Source organism: Thermodesulfobacteriota bacterium (assembly GCA_040755095.1).
Lineage (GTDB): Bacteria > Desulfobacterota > Desulfobulbia > Desulfobulbales > JBFMBH01 > JBFMBH01.
On sequence record JBFMBH010000010.1, the window covers coordinates 22,510 to 41,461 of the forward strand.

The window sequence follows — 18,952 nt, forward strand, 5'->3', positions numbered from 1 at the left end:
TCGAATAGCGAACAGGGAATGTCCAACCGCAGAAGGGACTGGAGAAGCTGATCGGGAACGTCAACACCGGTCCCTTCGACATTCGATACACTGCGGTTCGTTGTTCACGGTGAAGAGCATGCTCGTCCTCGCTGATCAGCGTATTGAGCTCGACCCCCGGCCGGCCCTGGCCCGGGGGCCGGTTCTGGAGGTGGCCATGCTGGGCCATTGTCCGGGCCGGGTGCGCTGGGATCGGCTGGCCGCCGACCGGCAGGTCGCAGCGGAGATCATGGCCCTGGGCTTCCAGGCCGAGGTGGCCCGGCTGCAGGCCCTGGCCGGAGGTCTTGCTGCCGAGCCGGCGGACGAGCCCCTCTGCGGCTTGCAGCTCCTTCCCATCCCCATTTACTCCTTGGCCCAGTTCCAGGATCTGTTCCCGGAGGCCTTCCAGGAGCCCGGCCGCTGCCGCAGCCGGCTGGCCGGCAGCCGGGCCTGGCTGCCCTGGGCGGTGGAGGATTTCTTCCGCGCCGCCGCCCCCCTGCCTGACGGGGCCAAGAAGCTGTGGGTGATCCGGGTGCCGGAGACCGTGCCCAACGCGCCGCCGCAAGCCGCCTTTCTGCCGGACCCGGAGGCCGATCTCCTGGATCCGGCGCGGCTGGGCGCCTTCGAGCGGGCGCTCCTTATCCCGCATCTGGGCCTTGTTGCCCTGCCGGATCTGGAGCGGCTGCAGATCCCGGCCAACCTGGCGGACATCCCGCGGCTGCGGCTGCCCAACCCGGAGCCGGTCTTCCTGCCCGCCGGCACCGATCTCGACGACAGCCACCGGGAGCGGCGGCACTCCTCCGAGATGCCGCGGGCAGAAGGCCCGCTGCCTCTGGCCCAGGTGGCAGCGCCCATCGTCCAGACCCTTTCCCGGCTGCGGCCGGATGTCACCTGTCTTCTCACCCTGCCCCTGGACGAGGAGCCGGCAGCGGAGCGGCCCTGCGCCTCGGCGGCCGGCCTGGCCAGCCTGGCTGCCATGGCCCGGGAGGAGGCGGTCGCCGGCGGCCATGGCCTTTTCCGGCTGCAGCTGTTGTACCCCTACCTGCGGGGCAAGAATCGGCCCCTGGCCAGTCCGGTGGGCATCGTGGCCGGCGCCATGGCCGAGACCGCGGCCCGCCAGGGACCCTGGCGCTCGGTGGCCGGCCGGCCTCTGCCCGGGCCCAGCCTGCCCTATCCGCCGGTGCGGCAGGATGAGGCCACCCGGTTGCGGGAGGATCCCGGCATCGGGGTGCTATTGGCCCGGCGGGGCCGGCTGGAGCTGGACGACGAGCGCCTGCTCAGGCCGGCGGTGCCCCGGGCCAGCTTCCTGGCCACAGCGGCCGCCCGGCGTGCCCGCCACGCCTCTGACTTCCGTTCCGGTGAGCTGGCGCGCTTCCTGGGCTGGCTGCGGCGCCAGCTCGTGGCCCTGGGGGAGCAGCTGGTCTTCGACGTCGACCCCCGGGACCCGCGGCCGCAGATGGCCCTGGCCGCCTTTGCCGGCCGGCTGCACCGGCTGGGCGCCCTGCGCGGCCCGCTGCCGGAACAGGCCTTCCGGGTGCAGCAATCCATGGAAGGGGAATCCACCGTGGTCCTGTCTCTGGAGATCGCCCCGTCTTTGCCCATCGACCGGATCCGCATCACCTTCAGCCACGACCGGGCGAGCGGCCAGACCGGCAGCAGTCTCACGGTGGGATCATGAACGAGCTGCCGGTCTTCATCCCCTTGCGCTTCCAGGTGGCGGTCCTGGACCAGCACAACAACCTCCTGTGCCGGGGCGCCTTCAGCGAGGTCTCGGGCCTGGAGGCCACCATGACCCCGAAGACGGTGAAGGAGGGCGGCCGCAACTGGGGGGAGATCCAGCTGGCGGGCCCGGTGACCTTCCAGCCGGTGGTCTTGAAGCGCGGGGTCACCGATGTGGGTGACCTGTGGAGCTGGTTCGATATCGTCCATCGCCAGGGCAGTCTCGGCCTGCGCTACAGCGCCCGCATCGAGGTCTTCCATCCCGAAAAGAAGGAGCCGCTCCTGCGCGTGACCCTGGCCAATGTCCTGCCCAGCAGGTTCAAGGGCCCGGATCTCGCCGCCACCGCCAGCCAGGTGGCCATCGAGGAGCTGACCCTGGTGCATGAAGGGCTGACTTTGGAACGGGGAGGGTGAGCCATGCCCACGCCCCAGCTCGCCAAAGCGGTCCTCATCCCCATGCATGGCGACGAGCCGGAGCGGGACACCTCCCGCTACCTGGTGGTCCAGTTCAACCCGGCCTCCCTGCGGGTCACCCTGTCCAACAGCCTGCGGGCCGACAACCGGGGCGGGGCCGGGGGCGGCGGGCCGGCGGCGCAGTTTGTGGAGAAGAGCGAGTCCACCCTGGCGGTGGAGCTGCTCTTCGACACCTCCGTGGCCCATGAGCATGGCACCGAGGTGGTGCTGGGCGAGGGCGGCCAGGGGCAGACGGTGTCGGCAGAGGCCCGGGCCGCGGCCGGCTCGGATGTGCGGCAGCTCACGAAGCGCATTGCCGAGGCCTTCATGCAGCCCCGGGACGCCGACTCGCCAAGGCCCCGGGCGCCACAGCGCTGCCGGTTCCAGTGGGGCAGCTTCGCCTTCACCGGCATGCTGGCCAGCTACAACGAGACCCTGGATTTCTTCTCTCCGGAGGGGGTGCCCTTGCGGGCTACGGTGTCTTTGACCTTCAAGGAGGACCGGTTCCAGTTCGACATCGCCGGCCTGCCGGGATCGGGTCAGTCGGCCGCTCCGCCCCTGCCGTCCTTCGCCCCGGGCGGCGAGGGGGTGAGCGCCGACCAGGCCGCCGCCAGTAGCGGCCGCGATCCCAAGGATTGGCGCGCCGTGGCCCTCTATAACGGGCTGGAAAATCCGCGCTTCACCCCGGCGGCGGGACTGAGCATCCCGGCGCCGGGGGTGCAGCTGACAGCCACCAGCGGCATCAGCGGTCTGGCCGGGGTGAAGGTCGAGGTGGGACTGACGATGAAGCTTGGGGGATAGGCATGGTTGACGCCTGGAATCTTGACCAACGATCACACCGCCAACTCGATCTCACGTATCTGTTCGTCGCGAAGCTGTTCCTCAACAACTGCCAGGTACTCACGGATGGCTTCCTTGATGTTTTCGATCGCTTCCGCCTCGGTGGCGCCCTGGGACCAGCAACCTGGCAGACCTGGTACAGAGAGTGAAACGCCTTCGTCTGACTCATGAATAGCCACTCGATAGAGCATAGGACCTCCTCAAGGAATGGGACACAATGCGGTCACCGGCTCCAGCGGCGCAGATCCCGAAGAGCCTCCTCGATGCGCTGCCGGACAACGGGCGGCATGTTGGCCCGCTCGGCCAAGAGGGCATCCACAGCCTCCCGGCGCCGCCTGCGGGACAGCTCTTGTTCGGCGGCCACCGCGCTCCGATTGACACCGGCAAAGGCCGTGTATTGAACAACTCTTTCACCTCAACGGGCGGCGATAATGGCCGCCACCAAGTGGCGCGTCAAGAGCCCCAGGACGGCCTCTTCCTCAACACGACGCGGAATCAACATAACATGGGCCAACACTACCACGAAAGGCTGCCGGTGGACCGGAAGGCCGAGCCGGCACCAGGGAGGATGCCATGCCCGTGATCATCGATGCCATCGAGGCCCAGGTGGAGCCGGAGGCCCCTGCCGCGGGGACGGCTGCCGATAGCGGCGGCGCGCCGGCGGCGCGGGAGATCCTTGACCTCCTGGCCCTGGCGGACGAAAGACGGGAGCGCCTGACCGTTGACTGAGCCGCGGCAGGCCTTCATCAGCGCCCGGCCCCGCTTCCGGATCGCCGGCCAGGATCAGCCGAGCCTGGGGGAGGCGGTGCTGGCGGCCCAGGTGACCCTGCCCTGGACCGGCATGGGGCATGCCGAGCTGCGGTTCCTCAACTGGGGGGCCACGGGCGGCGGCCGGCAGCCGGACTTTCCCTTTCAGGGCATCCGGCTGGGCGATGCCATCGCGGTGCTCATGGGCGAGGAGGCGGAAGACGCCGTGTTCGCGGGCGACATCACCGGCATCGAGGAGCGCTACGGGGACGGAGCGCCCCAGATGGTGCTCCTGGCCGAGGACCGCCTGCACCGGCTGGCGCGCCTCCGGGCCAGCCGCGCCTTCGAGGAGATGAGCCTTGATGACGTGGTCCGGCAGCTGGCCCAGGAGGTGGGTCTGGCCGCCGACGTCCAGGCCGCCGGCTTCCCGGCCACCTGGCTGCAGATGAACGAGAGCCATCTCGCCTTCCTGACCCGGCTGCTGGCACCCCTGGATCTGGGGGTGCGCCTGGCGGGAGGCCGGCTGCGGGTCCGGGCCGAGGAAGAGGATCCGCAGCCTGTGCCGCTGAGCCCGCAGATGAACGTCGACCGGCTGCGGCTGCTGGCGGACCTCAACCGCCAGCCCCGGCAGCTGGCGGTTTGGGGCTACAACCTGGCCCAGGACAGCGACGCCGAGGCCACGGGAGCGGGCTTGCAGCCCGCCCCGGCCGGCCGCACGGCGGTGCAGGTCCTGGCGGAGCTGGGCTGGGAAGGGGAGGCCGCCTGCCCCCACCCCTTTTCCCGCAGCCAGGCCGAGGCGGAGCTGGCGGCCAAGGGTCGCTTCCGCAGCCGGGCCCGGCGCTTTCTCTACGGCGAGCTCGTCTGCCGGGGGCTTTCGGCCATGACCGCCGGCCGGCAGGTCGAGCTGGCCGGCGTCTCGGAGCGCTTTGCCGGCCGCTACCAGGTCATGGTCTGCGAGCACCGTTTCGACACCACCAGTGGCTTTTCCACCCGGCTGGCCGTGGAGCGGCCGGACTGGAGGCCGTGATGCACCGACTTGGCGCCCTTCAAGAGCTGCACCTGGCCCAGGTGACCGGCAACCAGGATCCGGAGGGCCGGGGCCGGCTCAAGGTGCGGCTCCACAGCCTGGAGGTCGAGGTGTGGGCCGGGTGTCTCACCCCTTCGGCCGGCCGCGGCTACGGGGTGAGCCTTCTGCCCCGGGTGGGCGAGCAGGTGGTGCTGGGCTTTCTGTCCCCGGAGCTGCCCGTGGTGCTGGGCGCCTTGTGGTCCGGCGGCAGCAGCCAGCCGGAGGATGGCCGGCCGGTGGAGGACCGCTATCTCGTCCGGACCCCGGCCGGCACCCGGATCCTGGCCGATGATGGCAACAGCCCGAAGCTCGTGCTGCAAACCCCCGCCGGCTTTCACCTCACCATCGACGAGGGGGCGGGGGGCAGCATCACCGTGGAGAAGGGCGGCGAGAAGATCGAGCTTTCCAACTCCGGCATCCGGATCCAGACCGCCAGCCGGGTGGAGATCCAGGCCGGGCAGGTGAATGTCTCGGCGGGCATGGTCCAGGTGGATGCGGGCATGAGCCGCTTTTCCGGGGTGGTGCAGTGCGACACCCTCATCACCAACGCCGTGGTCTCATCGAGCTACACGCCAGGAGCGGGCAACGTATGGTAGCCGCGAAGCATGTCCCTTGCCTGCACAGCCCGTCCTACGCCGAGCCGGGGGACGGCACGGTGCTCCACCGCTATCTCGACGACCAGTTCATCCCCCAGTTCCTGGACGATGCCGCCGCCGGTCGCCTCACCGGCAACGCCGGCCAGGATTGGCGCCACCAGGACCGCTTCGGCAAGCTCAATGACCTGCCCCATCTGCGGCTGCCGGTGCACCGCACCTTCTACGTGGCCTGCTGCGAGGTGAGCTGCCAGCGCCCCGGCTTTCCGGCCTTTGATCCGGCCCGCATCCAATCCGCCGGCATGGTGGTGCGGCGGCTCGGCCCGGACGGCCCCGAGCGCTGGCTGCTACGCCAGGGCCAGGCCATGGGCTGGCGGGGCGGGGTCTTTGCGGACCAGGAGCCCAGCGAGCTGCGCCGCCTCCTGGTCAAGGGCCTGGTGCGGCCGCGGGTGCCGGAGCCGCCGTACAGCGGCGAGGAAAGCTATCCCCTGCACCCGCTCTTTCTGGACCGGCCCGGCTTTGGCGGCCGGTCCAGGAAGCACACCCTCCTTTACGGCTACCTGCCCCTGGGCGGCAGCTTCCGGAGCGCGGCCAGCCGCCCGCCGGCCCTGGCGGAAGGGGAGGCGCTCGACCCCGGGCTTCTCCACCTCTGGCCCTTCGGCACGGATGGCGTGGCGCCGTGGCAACCGGAGACCGGCCTGCAGATGGAGGCCGGCCGGCCTACTGCCAGTCTGGCCGGGCTCCTGGCAACCCTCCTGCAAGTGCTGCGCATCGAGGAGGACACCCTGGCCAACGAGGCCTTGCGCACCCTCCTCGGCCGCATCCGCCTGTACGAGGCGCCGCCTTACCGCGATCCGTTCACCGGCCGGTTCGTGATCCCGGAGACCGCGGTCACCGGCAGCCTCCTGGCCTATCTCGATGCGACGGTCGACCCGCTCCAGGCCTGGCTGGCGGATGACCAGCGCAGCCTGCCGGCCGCGGCCTCCTTCCCGCTGCCCGGCCGGGGTGGCACCGGCAGCCTGGGGGAGTGGCTGTACGTCACCGAGGACGAGGCGGCGACCATGCGGGAGCTCCTGGCCATCCGCACCGGGCAGCTGGCGGCGGTCCAGGCGGACGACCTGCCCATCCCCCGCTTCGGCCAGGGCAAGGACGAGATCTTCTTCGTCCAGCCCTTCCTGCGCTACCTCGACGAGCGGGGCTGCGAGCGGCTGGCCTGGGGACCGGCCAGCCAGCCCTTCCGGGTGGCCTCGCCCCTGGACCCGGAGGCGGCGCGGCCGTCGGTGGTGCCCCTGCCCGGTCTCGATGACCTTAAGCGCGGCATCGCCAAGGGGGTGGTGTTCCTGACCCCCAAGTCCCTGGCCGAAAAGATCCGGTCGTTAAGCCTGGACATGGAGGTGAAGAAGAAGGACCCCGGACGGCTCGCCGCCTGCTGGAGCATCTCCTTCAGCATCCCGGCCATCACCATCTGCGCCCTTCTGCTGCTCATGATCATCCTCCATCTCCTCAACATCATCTTTTTCTGGCTGCCCTATGTCTTTCTGGCCCTGCCCCGCCTGTGCCTGAAGGCCGAGGTCAAGACCGGCGGCAGCCCGGGGGGAGGGGGCGCCGGATGAGCCAGCCGCGCGGCACCACCATCCTGAGCTTTCCGCTGCTGGGCGAGCTGACGCCGGACGGCCGCCTGGCCTGGAGCACTGGCGAGCAAAGCGTCCGGGAGGTGCTGCTCCATATCCTTCTGACCCGGCCTGGCGAGCGCTTGCTGCGACCGGAATTCGGGGCGGGACTCAGGGATTTTGTCCACCGGCCCAACACCGAGGCCACCCGGGCGCTTCTGGCCGACAGCGTGCGCCGGGCCGTCACCCGCTGGGAGCCGCGGGTGATCCTGGAGGATGTCTTCGCCCTGCCGGATCCCACGCGACCGGCGGTGGTGCATCTTTCCATCCGCTACCGGCTGCGGGTCAGTGGCGAGCCGGAGCGCTTCGATCTGACCCTGGAGCTGACCGGAGGATCGTGACACCATGCCGCTGCCCCTGCCCGAGCTGGATGACCGCCGCTTCGACGACCTGGTGACCGAGCTCCGGGAGCGGCTCTCCCGCCATCTGCCGGAGCTGACCGTGCTCGCCCCCGGCGACCCGGTCTTTGCCCTGGTGGACCTTTTCGCCTGGCTGACCGAGACGGTGATCTTCCGGGCCAACCTCATCCCGGAGCGCCAGCGCCGCGCCTTCCTGAACCTCCTGCAGATTCCCCTGCGGCCGGCGGTGCCGGCCCGGGGCCTGGTGGCCATCGACGCGCCGCCCACCCAGGCCAGCCTGCCGCCCCTTCTGGCGGCGGAAAGCGGCCTGCGCGCCAAGGGGGTCGCCTTTGCCACCAGCGGCGAGGTGCAGCCGACGCCGCTTGCCCTCCATGTCCTGGTGAAAGAGGAGCAAGACGACGCGGCCCTGGCGGCCCTCGGCATCACCCGAGCCGCCTTGCGGGAGCAGTACGGGATGGCGGCGGTGCCCTTCCGGCCCCGCACCCTCATCCCGGGCCGGGATGCGCTGACCCTGGCCGGCAGCCTGGATCACGCCCTCCATCTGGGCCTCGCCATCCACCGGCGCCTGGTGCCGGAGCGGGAGGGCCTGCGGCAGGCCTTGCGGGGCCGGATCCTCAATATCGGCCTGGCGCCGGCCGGCGAGGGGCCAGCCCCGGACCTGGCGATGGTGGCCGGCATCGACGTGCTCCGTCCCCGTCCTCTGATCTGGGAGCTGGCCTGGCAGGACAAACAGGGCGTCATCCGCTACCTGCCCCTGGAGGAGGTGGCGGACAGCTCCCTGGGCGGCCGGCGCTTGGGGGTGGCGCGGCTGCGGCTGCCCGCCAACCCGGATCTGCTGGCCGCCCCGGTGCAGGACGATCCCCAGTTTGCCGGCATGGGCGACGCCCCGCCGGAGCCGCCCGCCGAGCTGGCCGCCGAGCAGTTCCTCTTCTGGCTCCGTCTCCGCTGTCCCGACGAGCCCAACCTCGCCCTCGGCTACCTGGGGGTGAACTGTGTCGAGGTCCTGGGCCAGGGGATTGAGCGGGACGCCATGGTGGGGGTGGGCACCGGCCGGCCGGACCAGGTGGTGAGCCTGCCCTGGCAGGACATCGACCCGGAAAGCCTAGTGCTGGAGGTGGCGGAGGGCGCTGCCTGGGTACCCTGGCAGCGGCAGGAGGTGCTGGCCGGAGGCGATGCCAACGCCCGGGTCTATCGCCTCGATCCGGCGGCAGGCCTGGTCGTCTTCGGCGACGGCCAGCACGGCCGCCGGCCACCGGCCGGCTCCCGCATCCGGGTGGCGTACTTGCGCCACGGCGGTGGCCTGGCCGGCAACCTGCCGGCCGGCGCCATCCGGGAGCTGGCCGCAGGCAGCGGCAGCCTGGTCCTCCGTCACGAATGGCCCACCAGGGGCGGCCGCGACGCCGAAAGTATCGACCAGGCCGAGCGCCGCATCCCCGCCTTCCTGGCCCACCGGGAGCGGGCAGTGGCTGCCGGCGACTTCGCGGCCCTGGCCCGGGACAATCCCATCAATCCGGTGGCCCGGGCCGAGGTGCTGCCGGGCTTCTTCCCAGGCACCAGCATCGCCACCGTGCGGCCGCGGGTTCCGGGGGTGGTGAGCGTCTTTGTGCTGCCGCCGGCAGCCCCGGCCCTGGCCGCGCCACCCCGGCCGAGTGCCGGCCTCTTGCAAGACGTCTTCGGCTATCTTGCCAGCCGCAAGGTCCTGGGCACCGAGCTTTATGTCCTGAGCCCGGAGTTCGTGCCAATGGCCGCGGCCGTGGCCATGCGGGTGCGGGATCCCCAGGTGGAGACCGAGACCAGGACCGCGGTGGCCGCGGCCCTCCGGGACTATCTGTGGGCCCTGCCGCCGGCCGGCCCCCTTGGCCAGGGCTGGCCCCTGGGCGCGGAGGTGGACGCCGCCGAGCTGCGCACCCAGGCCTCCCGGGTGCCGGGGGTGCTGGCGGTGACCGATCTGCGGCTCTTTGCCCAGGAGCCCCGGACCGGGACCTGGCAGGAGCAGCCCGGCCGGCTGCCTCTGGCCGATTACCAGCTGCCGTCGCTCGCCGCCGTGGAGACGGCGATCGGCGACGGCCCGGCAGGCATCCCCGCGGTCACCGGCCTGGCCGGGGTTGGTGCCGCCGGCGCCGGCACCGGGGGTGGCGGCCAGCCCGTGCCGGTACCGGTCAACCCGGAGGTGTGCTGAGCATGGACAGCATGGACAAGATGGACATTATGGACAAGGCCCCCCGGTCCATCTTGTCCATTCTGTCCATCCCCCAGGGAGCCTGACCATGGACGCCAACGGCACCCGCTTTCTCATCTTAGACGCCGCCGCAGATTTCACCACCGGCGACGGCTGCGTCTGGCAGCCGCGCCTGTCTGGCCTGGTCCTGGCCCAGGCCCAGGAGCTGCGGCTGCCGGCCACGACGCCGGCCCAGGCCCTGGGTGTCTGGCAAGCGGCAGGGCCCCTGGTGCGGGACGATTTCGGGCAGATCGGCCGCCTGTCCCCGGACCGCTCCCTTTTCCAGGTGGCCCGGTCCTGGACCACCCGGGACGAGGACTTCCGGCCGGTCCTGGCCGCGGCCGAGGGCCTGGCCGGCAGCTCGGCCCGGGAGGCCGCCCTGGACCCGGTGGCCGCGCCGGCGGGCTGCCGGTTCACCGATCTGGCCCTGGGTGGCGAGGGCCTGGCAGTTCTCGGCTGGAGTGATGGCGCCAGCCGTCATGGTCTCACCCTGGTCCATCTCGGCCGGCGCTGGCAGGCCTCCTGCGGCGTGGCCTTTCCCCCCCGGCGGGTGCTGGTGGATGGGGCCAACCGCTGCTGGTGGGCCGATGACACGCACCTGGGTGTAGCGTGGGGTCAGCCCCTGCCCGCGCCTTACCGGCCCCGGCCGGAGCGGTTCGAGCCGGCGCAGCTCGTCCCCCGGCCCCTGGCCCAGGAGTGGGTGCAGGGGCTCCCCCCGGGTCTGGCGCTGCGGGGCCTGGCCGGCGCCGGCCAGACCCGCTTCCATCTGGCCAGGCTGGCCGGCGGCCCTGATCCGGCCGGTCTGCGGCCCTGGCAGGTGGTGGCCAGCCGCACCCTTGAACCGGACCCGGCGGCGCCTTTCACCCTCTGGCCGGTCGATCCCCGCGTCGGGCCAGCCACCGACCTGGCGGTCCCGCCGGATGGCCGCCTCGCCCTGCTGGTCCCCCGGGAGCCCGGAGAGGATCCTTTCCGGAACCGCGACTGCCCGGTGGTGACCCTGACCGACACCGGGCAGCGGCCGCGGGCGCTCCTGGCCCAAGAGCGCTTTCCCCAGCGGAGCCAGCTCTCCCCCCGCTTCGTGGGGGGCCTGGACGGCCAGGTCCGCTATCTCGCCGCCGATGGCCCCTGCCGGCTGCTGCCCCTGGCCCAGGCCCGCTACCCCAGCCAGGGGACCAGTGGCCTCCCCCGGCCCCTGGACAGCGGCGAGCCGGATACCCTCTGGCACCGCCTGGAGCTGGCGGCGTGCATCCCGGCCGGCTGCCATCTCACGGTCGAGGCGCGGGTGGCCGACAGCCCCGACGCCCTGAGCCGGGCGGACTGGAACCGCCAGCCGCCGCCGTTGCGCCTCCGGCGGCCGCTGGACGCGGTCGGGCCAGGGGAGCGCTTCGAGATCCTCCTCCAGCGGCCCCAGGGCCGGGTGCGGCAGCTGCGGGGCCGCTACCTGGCTCTGCGCTTGACGCTTGCCGGTGACGGCCGCAGCACCCCCGTGGTCCATGGGCTGCGGGTCTGGTATCCCCGGTTCTCCTGGCAGACGGCCCACCTGCCGGAGCATCTGCACCAGCAGGAGCGGCCGCCGGCGGTCACACCGGCCGAGCCGGTGCCCGCCAATGCCGCCGATCTGCGGGAACGGCTGCTGGCCGTCTTTGAAGGGCTCCTCACCCCCATCGAGGACCGGATCGCCGCCGCCGAAGCCCTGCTGCACCCTGCCACCATGCCCCGCCGTCTCCTGGCTCGGGTCGCCGAAGCCCTGGGCGGGCCGCTGCCAATCGGCTGGCCCGAGGCCCGGCAGCGGCGCTGGCTGGCGGCGCTGGGCCAGCTGCAGGCCTGGCGGGGCACCCTGGCCGGCCTCAGTCTGGCCCTCGATATCGCCACCGGCGGCGGGGTCGGGCGCGGCCAGGTGGTGCCGGTGGAGCACTACCGCCTGCGCCGCACCATGGCCACCATCCTGGGCATCGCCCTGGATGACACCGGCCATCCCCTGACCCTGGGCACCGGGCTTTCCGGCAACAGCATCGTCGGTGACAGCCTCATCCTGGGCGACGACAGCAGCCGGGAATTCCTGGCCCTGTTCGCGCCGGAGCTGGTGGCTCGCGCGGGGTCCCGGGCGGAGGAGACGGTGGCCGCCTTTTTCGACCAGGCCAGCCATCGCCTCACCGTGCTCCTGCACGGCGAAGCGAAGGCCCAGCAACCCCTGGTGGAGGAGGTCTGCGCCGCCGAGGTGCCCGCCCACCTCCTCTGGACCGTGAAGGCCAGCGACCACCCCTTCGTGCTGGGGCTCTCCCCTTTGCTCGGTATCGACACCTACCTGACGCTCCTGCCGCCAGCCCGGCCCGTGAAGGCCGACCGGAGCCGCCTGGGCCGCGGCGACCTCATCCGCAACCCCGTGGCCCTGGCCCCCGAGCTGGCGCCCATCCCATGATTCCCCTGATTCCCATAGCTCCTATGCAGCTGAGCCTCCGGCAAGGATGAGACAGGAGACCGATCATGAGCCAACCCCCGAACGATGACCTGACCTTGGCAGCGGACGTCCGTTTCGACGAGCCCCTGAAAAGGGTCTCCTTCCAGCCGGGCATGCTGCTGGGCCTGGAGGCCACCCGCGCCGAGCAGGACTACCACCGCCGGCACCTGGTGCGCCATGCCTACTGGCTCCACGGCGCCGGCACGGTGGCCGGTCTGGCGGTGCGCCTCGATGGCGACGATCCAGGCGTGGATACGGCCAGTGTCACGGTGCGTCTGTTCGTGGGGCCGGGCCTGGCGGTGGACGGCCTGGGCCGGGAGGTCATGCTCCACGAGCCGTACTGCCTGGATCTTTCCGCCTGGCTCCGGTTTCAGCACGAGGATCCGGACCGCTGGGCGGCGCTGCTCCGGGACGGCCTGGAGGAGGCCACCGATCTGTTGTGGCTGCGGGTGACCATCCGTTACCAGGACTGCGCCTCGGGCCTGCAGCCGGTCCTGGCCACCGAGGTCAATGCCGGCACCGATCCGGTGCAGCCCAGCCGCATCGCCGACAGCTGCCGGCTGGAGATTCTGGCCCAGCGGCCCCTGCCCGCCGCCGGCCTGCGGCCCTGGGCCAGCCATGCCGCCCTGCCGAGTGACCCCGCGCGCCTGCTCACCCCAGCCGAAGCCGCCTTCCTCGATGATCCCGCCAATGCCGCCGTGCGGGAGGAGCTGGCCCTGGCCGGCCGCCTCCTCCATGCCCTGCCCCAGGACAACCAGGCCCTGGCCACCGGCGCCGGCACCGCCGAGGAGACGGCCGAGCTGGCTCGCCTGCTGCTGGCCCGGGTGACGGTCCGCCTCACCCCGGAGCACCGGCCCCTGCCCAACCCCCGCCGCATCCAGGTCAACAACCTGGTACGCCCGTTCCTGCTCACCCCGCGCCTGGCCGCCTGGCTGGGCCGGCAGGGATAAGGAGACTGCCATGAGCGACATCGATTTTCAGCCCCTGGCCCTGGGACGCCTGAACCGGCAGGGCGGCCGGCTGTCCAGCATCGACCCCCGGCTCTCCCGTACCAGCTATTTCGATGGCCGGCTGCTCAAGGCCCAGGATCTCACCCGGGATCAGATCTATCTCGACGAGCGGGCCCGGGAGATCGGCCGCCTCCTGGGCTCCGGCATCGCCGCCGGCCTGACGCCGGCCCTGAGGGACGGCTTCCGCCTGCAGGTCTCCCCAGGACTGGCCGTGGCCCCGTCCGGCCGGGTGCTGGAGCTGGACCGCACCCTGGAGGTCAACCTGCTGGATCAGGGGCTCATCGCCAGCCTCAACGCCGGCCGCAGCCGCCCTTTTCGCGCCGGCCTTTACGCCGTGGCCGTCCAGTATGCCGAGGTCGGCACCGGCGCGGCCGAGGCCTATCCGGCGGATCTGGCGAGCCAGCGGGTTTTGCGGGTCGCCAGCTTTGCCGAGGGCGTGGAACTGACCCTGGTGCCCCTGACCACTGCCCTGCCCCAGGGGGATGACCTCACCGCCCGGGCCGCCCTGGTCCGCAGCTTCATGGCCGTATCCGGCCAGCTGCCGGAGCTGCCGGACGAGGCGGTGGGGCTTGGCCTTCTGGCCTTCGCCGCCGGCCGGCCGGCCTGGCTGGACCTGGGCCTGGTGCGCCGTCCCTTGCGGCCGTCCCACACGCCGGGGGCCTTCCAGGACGACCTGGCGGCACACTACCAGGAGCTCCTGGCGGACATCCTGGAAAGTCGTCAGGCCCGGGGCCTGCCCGGCGGGATCGTGGCCGCCCACGTCTTCCGGCTGCTGCCGCCTTTCGGCCCGCTGCCCAAGGCAGCGGTGGATCCGGTGGCCGGCAGCCACAGCTTCTTTCCGGAAGGGTACGAGGTCGCCATCGCGCCGGTCCGGGCCAGCGACCTGCCGGCCATCATCGAGGAGAGCCGGCGCCTGCCGGCCATGGATCTGGAACGGGACCAGGATGCCGACGTCATGGTGCTGGTGCCCCTGGCCGAGGACGATTTCGCCACCCGGGCCCGCCAGCTGGAAGCGATCCCGGCCGCCGGGGGGGGACCGTCGCGCCTGCCGGCGGTGTCTCCCCTGCTGCTCCGCTGGCGCAAGCCCTCCCCGGCCTTCCGTCTCGACACCGACGCCGGTGTCTGGGGCCAGATCTGGCAGACCGTGGGGCCGCACGACCCGGTCTACGTGCGCCGGCCGCCCCGGGCCGCCGAGACCGGGGTGGGGGCGGTGGTGCTGGCGCGGGGCTTTCCGCTGCCGCCGCGAACGACAGGCCGGCCGCCGGCAACCAGCACCGCTGTTCTCAACAAGCGGCTGGAGGCGAGCCGCCAGGCCAAGGCCCTGGCAGAGGCCCGGGTGGAGAACCTGGAGCAAGGCCAGTACCTGGACCGGCTGGCCGTAGGCCATCTGGCCACCCTGCGCCAGGTCCCGGCCGGGCCGGCCCGGAAGGCAGCGGAGCGGCTGGCCAGCCTGCTGGATGCGGCCAGCGGCCCCGGGGGGCCCTTCGAGGGCCGGCTCGCCGTGGCCCAGATCCTGATGCTGGTGCCCCCGGAGCTGGACACTGCCCTGTGGCCGACCCTCCTGGAGGTGGCCCGCCAGGATCGGCTGGCGGTCCTCCTGGAGACGATCCGCCGCCGGTCGCCGGATGCCACCATCCCCCAGCTCATGGCCAGGCTCGACGTCTCCTTTGGCCTGTCCCAGGAAACCCGGGATGCCTGGGGCCGGTTGGGGTAGGGGCCGTCAGGCCGACTTCTGGTGGTGGGTGGCGTACCAGTCGAGAAGCTGGCGGATCATCTTCTGGTAGGAGGTCTGGTGCTTCTTGGCCTCCTCTCTGAAAAAGGCAACGCTCGATTTTTTGAGGGAGATGGTGATCTTGATGTTCTCATCCTTCAGAGCCAGCTGGTCAGGGCTGGGCAGGAAGTCCGGGACGACCCGCAGGTCACCCAGGGGCTCATCGGTGTACCGGATTTGTTTCTTCATAGAGCTTCCTCCCTTTGCGCCAGTAACCGGCACCGATAATCCGAACGACCCCCTGCCGGAAGGTGAAGCGTACGGTCAGGATCCCACCGCCAGCCCGTCCGGGGCAGTAGAACCGGTCCTCGTCTGCGCTGTGCGAAACGTCCTCGACAATGACACGGTGCGGGTCGAGAAAGGCGTGCTGGGCCAAAGCAAACGTCACCCCGTGCTTGACCTGATTCTCCAGATCCTTCTGCTCGTCCCACTCGAATTGTGCCGCATCCATGCCGTCACTATGGTCCGGGTCAGACCATTCGGCAATACAAAAGTATGGCACTGAAAAGCCGTCGTCTCTGGAGGCCCCACCCATGACCCAGCCCATCCGCCTGCGCGCTGTCGAGGTCTCCGGCGAGGAGCCCAGCCGCCTCAATCTCTTTGCCGGTCGCCATCTGGGGGAGCGGGAATTCGATCTCCTGCAGGCTTACGCCGATGACCGCCTGGCGCCGCTTCTGGCCACGGCCCTGCCGGGCATCTACTCCGGCCTCGAGGTGGCAACGAGCGGCGTAGGCGCGGACTGGCGCCTGGTGGTCCGGCCGGGAACTGCCCTGGCCAGCCACCGGGTGCCGGTAAGCCTCTTTTCCCCCCTGGTGGTGGACTGGCCGACCCTGACCGCCGAGTATGCCCGCGACGAGCGGCTGCCGGCGGATGCGCTGCCGCCGGACGGATTGTATTTCCTGGTCCTGGCCCGAGCGGTGGAGGTGGTGGACGAGGCGGCGTCTGCAGAGCCCTGCCGCCGCACCGAAGAGGACCCCACCCGGGACCTGCGCCTGGAGACGGTGGCCCGGCTGGGGCTGGCGGCCATTCCCGGCACCGAGAGCCTGCTGGCCATGCCCCAGGCTCGGGCCGTGAACCGCCTGCTCGCCCGTTACCTGCTGCCGGTCGAGGACGAAGCGGCCTTCCCGGCGCCACCCCTTTTCGTGGCCATCCCGGGCGCGATTCCCGTGGCCATCCTGGCGGTGAAGGACGGGCGGCCCCGGTGGCTGGACAGCCATGCCCGCCTGGCGCCCCGGGCCGATGGCCGCCAGCGCGCCCTGGCCGAGCATGCCCAGGCGGTGCTGGCCCGAGTCGCCCCGCCGGCGGATGGGCGGCGCTACCGGCTGCGGGCCCTCCTGGGCCTCGACTACCTGCCGGCCGCCGGCCGGCTGCCGGCCTGGCTGCTCGGCAACGCCGGCAGCCTGGATCTGGGGCCGGACGATCTGGCCTTCGACCCGGTGGATCTGCAGGTGGAGGTTCTGGCAGTGCCGGCCAGCACCGCGCCCAGCATCGTGGAAGGGGAGCTGGCCAGGAGCCCCATCGACCTGGTGCACGGCCAGGGGGACCGGCTGCGGCTGCTCCTCGCCGTGAGCGACCCTGACTATCGTCCGGATCTCATGGACCTGCCCCTGCCGGATTTCCAGCTGGAGGCCGAGGTCTATGCCCTGGGCGACGAGGCCCGCCGGACTTACGGCCTCTGGCAGGCGGAGTATGACCGTCTCTTTGCCGGCCTGGGCGGGCCGGGCTACGAGGAGGAGCTGCGGGCCGTGGCCCGGCCGCGGCCCATCGCGGCGCCGGAGACCCCGGCCCAGTTCTTTGCCGCCCTCTTGGCCCGCCATGAGGCTGCGGCCAGGGACGACGAGCCCCTGGCCCTGCACCTTCTTTTCAGCCGCTACCAGGATGAGGCCGGCCGGCCCCGCATCCCCGGGCAGGCACCGGCCGGCCACGCCGATCCGGCCCTGCCACCGGCCCCCAGCGACCGCCTGTACTGCCAGCGGACGGATCTTGGGCGCCGGATCGCCTTTCTCGAACAGGAGCTGGCCGACAACGCCACCCTCATGGCTGACTTCGACACCTTCCTCCAGCTCCAGCGCCAGCACCTGGACAACCTCACCCTGTCCTTCAGCCATCTGGCCGGGGGCGTGCCCGGGGATGGCTCCGGGCTCAAGCTGACCCGCTGGCTGCCGTACGCCACCTTCGAGCGGGAATAAGGAGGACGTTGCCATGGCCCAGGCAAAGACAGCAGCTATCGCCCGGATGCTGACCCCGGCCGAGCGCCTGGCGCAGTTGGCGAGCGCCCGGGAGGGGCAGGTCAACCCTGCCGCCAGTGCCGACCCCCTGGTGGACGTGGCCAGCGATCTTAAGCTGGGGGGCGAGGCCTTCACCGCTGCCGGCACCGGCACGGCCGGGGTGCTGCGCCATGTCGACCACTTTGCGGCGATCTTCCGGGATGCCGCCGACGGGATTGACAGCCTCCGGGACGTCCTGGCCGGCTGGGAGGAGTCGGCGCTTCTCTCCCGTCTGGAGCGCTACATCGAGACCTACTTCGGGCAGGCTGCTGGCCGGCTCTTTCCAGAGCGGCCGGCGGAGCGGGCGCGGTACTTTGCCGGCGCCTCCCGGGAGAACGGTCTGCCGGGCTTCCCTGGCCAGGATCTGGACGACCTGCGCCACGCCGTGGACCGGGCCGAGGGGCCCGAGCCACCCCAGCGAGGCCTGTTCAGGACGGGACAGATCCTCCTTGCCGACACCCAGCAGGTGGAGCGGCTCCGCCACGGCCTGGCGCGGCTGGCCCAGGACCGCAGCCGCCAGCTGGTCCAGGCCAGGGCGCAGCTGGCCGCTCTGGAAGAGGAGATCGATGGCAGCCGGCAGGAGCTGGCCCGCCGCAACGACGTCCGGGCCCAGGCCCTGGACGACTATGCGGTGGCCCGGCGCCTTCTGGCCGAGCACTGGCAGGAGCTTCTGGCAGCGATCGACCGGCGGCGCGCCATCCTGGAGGCGCACCAGGGCCTCTACTACACCCGGGTGCGGGAGACGGCGGTGGAGCGAAGCCTGCCCGATCCCCTGGAGCTGCGCTTGGCCGGTGCGGATGACGTGGTGCCGGGCTGCCCGGCCGGCAGCGTCGACCTGCCCGACGAGCTGGCGCCTTTTGTCGAGGCGGTGCTGGAGATCCCGGTGGCGGACTGGGCGAGCCTGGCGGATTTCCCGGCGCTCCTGCCCGGTCCTGAGCGGCTTGCGCTCATGGCTGCCCAGCGCCGGAGCCGGCTGGATCTCAAGCTCGGCCGGCCGGGGGTGGGCACCCCCCCCCGGCTGGCCGCCCTCGTGGGCCAGCAGGCCGGGGTCCTCCGGCAGCTCGGCAACGGCCCGGCCGGGCCGGCCGCCTCTTCCTTGGCGGACCGGCAGCGGGCCGCCGCCCGCCAGCTGTCCCTGGAGGACCTCCTGTCCGGGCCGCCGCACCGGCTGCGTGGCCGGGCCGAGGTCTTGCGCAACCGGCTGGACCAGGCTACGGCCTGCCTTGTCCAGCGGCTGCCGGATCTGCCGCCGGCGGTCCGCCTGGCCTGGGCCCAGGCAGCGGAAAAGGATCGGCTGCCGGTGGAGAGCCCCCTGGCCTGGCCGGCCATGGACCGGATCCAGGCCGAGGATCTGGGGGGCCTGCGCACCCTGGTCGAGCTGGTGACCTGGCTCTTCCGGCAGCTGGCCGCCGGGGCCTCGGGGCCGGCCCGCACGGCCTTGCGCAACCTGGTGCGGGCTGTGCTGCTGCTGGCGGCCGGCGACGATCCTTTCGACCTTGTGCACGGCACGGTGCAGACCCTGCCCGGCCGCTTCCAGACCGGGGCCGTCCTGCGCCTGACCCTCAACCGGCCGGCCCGACCGGGCAGCGAGCTGCAGCTCTTCGACCCGGACCAGCGCCTGGTGGGCCTTGTGCGGGTGGAGGACCAGGACGGCCAGGGCACGCTGGCCCAGGTGATCCAGGTATTCCGGCCCGACAGCCCGCTGGCGGCCGACTGCACGGTCGCCGGCCGCGCCAGCCAGGCGATCCGGTGATGGCCGCAAC

18 protein-coding genes are annotated in these 18,952 nt (G+C 71.8%); 14 read left to right on the forward strand and 4 right to left on the reverse strand.

The window, feature by feature from the left end; all coding sequences use genetic code 11:
- Window positions 1-118: 118 nt before the first annotated feature.
- The 3 genes from AB1634_03220 to AB1634_03230 are packed head-to-tail and all read left to right on the forward strand — an operon-like array spanning window position 119 to window position 2,991.
- Window positions 119-1,696, forward strand: coding sequence for a hypothetical protein (locus tag AB1634_03220; GenBank protein MEW6218528.1), 1,578 nt, complete (start codon window positions 119-121; stop codon window positions 1,694-1,696).
- Window positions 1,693-2,151, forward strand: a complete 459-nt coding sequence (locus AB1634_03225; GenBank protein MEW6218529.1) for a phage tail protein — start codon at window positions 1,693-1,695, stop codon at window positions 2,149-2,151. The genes AB1634_03220 and AB1634_03225 overlap by 4 nt, the downstream gene beginning before the upstream one ends.
- A gap of 3 nt (window positions 2,152-2,154) precedes the next feature.
- Window positions 2,155-2,991 (forward strand): hypothetical protein, encoded by an 837-nt coding sequence (locus AB1634_03230; GenBank protein MEW6218530.1) that lies wholly within the window; start codon window positions 2,155-2,157, stop codon window positions 2,989-2,991.
- A 32-nt stretch (window positions 2,992-3,023) separates the two neighbouring features.
- Here the strand turns inward: AB1634_03230 and AB1634_03235 are convergent, their stop codons facing one another.
- A complete protein-coding gene (locus AB1634_03235; GenBank protein MEW6218531.1) occupies window positions 3,024-3,221 on the reverse strand; it encodes a type II toxin-antitoxin system HicB family antitoxin in 198 nt (65 codons plus the stop codon).
- A 32-nt stretch (window positions 3,222-3,253) separates the two neighbouring features.
- Window positions 3,254-3,394, reverse strand: coding sequence for a hypothetical protein (locus tag AB1634_03240; protein MEW6218532.1), 141 nt, complete (start codon window positions 3,392-3,394; stop codon window positions 3,254-3,256).
- A gap of 209 nt (window positions 3,395-3,603) precedes the next feature.
- On the opposite strand from AB1634_03240, the gene AB1634_03245 reads away from it, so the two are divergent.
- The 9 genes from AB1634_03245 to AB1634_03285 all read left to right on the forward strand — a co-directional run bounded on the left by AB1634_03245 (window position 3,604) and on the right by AB1634_03285 (window position 14,865).
- Window positions 3,604-3,759: a hypothetical protein gene (locus AB1634_03245; GenBank protein ID MEW6218533.1), complete on the forward strand. Its 156-nt coding sequence runs from the start codon at window positions 3,604-3,606 to the stop codon at window positions 3,757-3,759.
- Complete coding sequence (locus AB1634_03250) at window positions 3,752-4,804, forward strand: contractile injection system protein, VgrG/Pvc8 family (GenBank protein MEW6218534.1); 1,053 nt, start codon at window positions 3,752-3,754, stop codon at window positions 4,802-4,804. Before AB1634_03245 ends, AB1634_03250 begins: the two co-directional genes overlap by 8 nt.
- On the forward strand, window positions 4,804-5,439 hold the full coding sequence (locus AB1634_03255) for a phage baseplate assembly protein V (protein MEW6218535.1): 636 nt from the start codon (window positions 4,804-4,806) through the stop codon (window positions 5,437-5,439). Before AB1634_03250 ends, AB1634_03255 begins: the two co-directional genes overlap by 1 nt.
- On the forward strand, window positions 5,433-7,049 hold the full coding sequence (locus AB1634_03260; protein ID MEW6218536.1) for a hypothetical protein: 1,617 nt from the start codon (window positions 5,433-5,435) through the stop codon (window positions 7,047-7,049). The genes AB1634_03255 and AB1634_03260 overlap by 7 nt, the downstream gene beginning before the upstream one ends.
- Window positions 7,046-7,447: a GPW/gp25 family protein gene (locus AB1634_03265; protein MEW6218537.1), complete on the forward strand. Its 402-nt coding sequence runs from the start codon at window positions 7,046-7,048 to the stop codon at window positions 7,445-7,447. Before AB1634_03260 ends, AB1634_03265 begins: the two co-directional genes overlap by 4 nt.
- Window positions 7,448-7,451: 4 nt before the next feature.
- A complete protein-coding gene (locus AB1634_03270) occupies window positions 7,452-9,644 on the forward strand; it encodes a baseplate J/gp47 family protein (GenBank protein MEW6218538.1) in 2,193 nt (730 codons plus the stop codon).
- Between the two features lie 88 nt (window positions 9,645-9,732).
- The gene (locus AB1634_03275) at window positions 9,733-12,102 is read left to right on the forward strand and encodes a hypothetical protein (protein MEW6218539.1); all 2,370 of its coding nucleotides are present in this window, start codon (window positions 9,733-9,735) and stop codon (window positions 12,100-12,102) included.
- Window positions 12,103-12,167: 65 nt separating this feature from the next.
- The gene (locus AB1634_03280; protein MEW6218540.1) at window positions 12,168-13,091 is read left to right on the forward strand and encodes a hypothetical protein; all 924 of its coding nucleotides are present in this window, start codon (window positions 12,168-12,170) and stop codon (window positions 13,089-13,091) included.
- A gap of 10 nt (window positions 13,092-13,101) precedes the next feature.
- A complete protein-coding gene (locus AB1634_03285) occupies window positions 13,102-14,865 on the forward strand; it encodes a hypothetical protein (protein ID MEW6218541.1) in 1,764 nt (587 codons plus the stop codon).
- A gap of 6 nt (window positions 14,866-14,871) precedes the next feature.
- On the opposite strand, the gene AB1634_03290 is transcribed toward AB1634_03285, so the two are convergent.
- Together AB1634_03290 and AB1634_03295 are read right to left on the reverse strand one after the other, a co-directional pair.
- Window positions 14,872-15,111 (reverse strand): CopG family transcriptional regulator, encoded by a 240-nt coding sequence (locus tag AB1634_03290; GenBank protein ID MEW6218542.1) that lies wholly within the window; start codon window positions 15,109-15,111, stop codon window positions 14,872-14,874.
- Window positions 15,083-15,469, reverse strand: coding sequence for a BrnT family toxin (locus tag AB1634_03295; protein MEW6218543.1), 387 nt, complete (start codon window positions 15,467-15,469; stop codon window positions 15,083-15,085). Before AB1634_03295 ends, AB1634_03290 begins: the two co-directional genes overlap by 29 nt.
- Between AB1634_03295 and AB1634_03300 the strand changes: the two genes are divergently transcribed.
- Window positions 15,456-17,111 carry a hypothetical protein gene (locus tag AB1634_03300; GenBank protein MEW6218544.1) on the forward strand — a complete coding sequence of 552 codons (1,656 nt, stop codon included), beginning with the start codon at window positions 15,456-15,458 and terminating at the stop codon, window positions 17,109-17,111. The genes AB1634_03295 and AB1634_03300 overlap by 14 nt on opposite strands.
- Window positions 17,112-17,124: 13 nt before the next feature.
- Window positions 17,125-18,942 (forward strand): hypothetical protein, encoded by a 1,818-nt coding sequence (locus AB1634_03305; protein MEW6218545.1) that lies wholly within the window; start codon window positions 17,125-17,127, stop codon window positions 18,940-18,942.
- The last annotated feature ends 10 nt before the right edge of the window (window positions 18,943-18,952 follow it).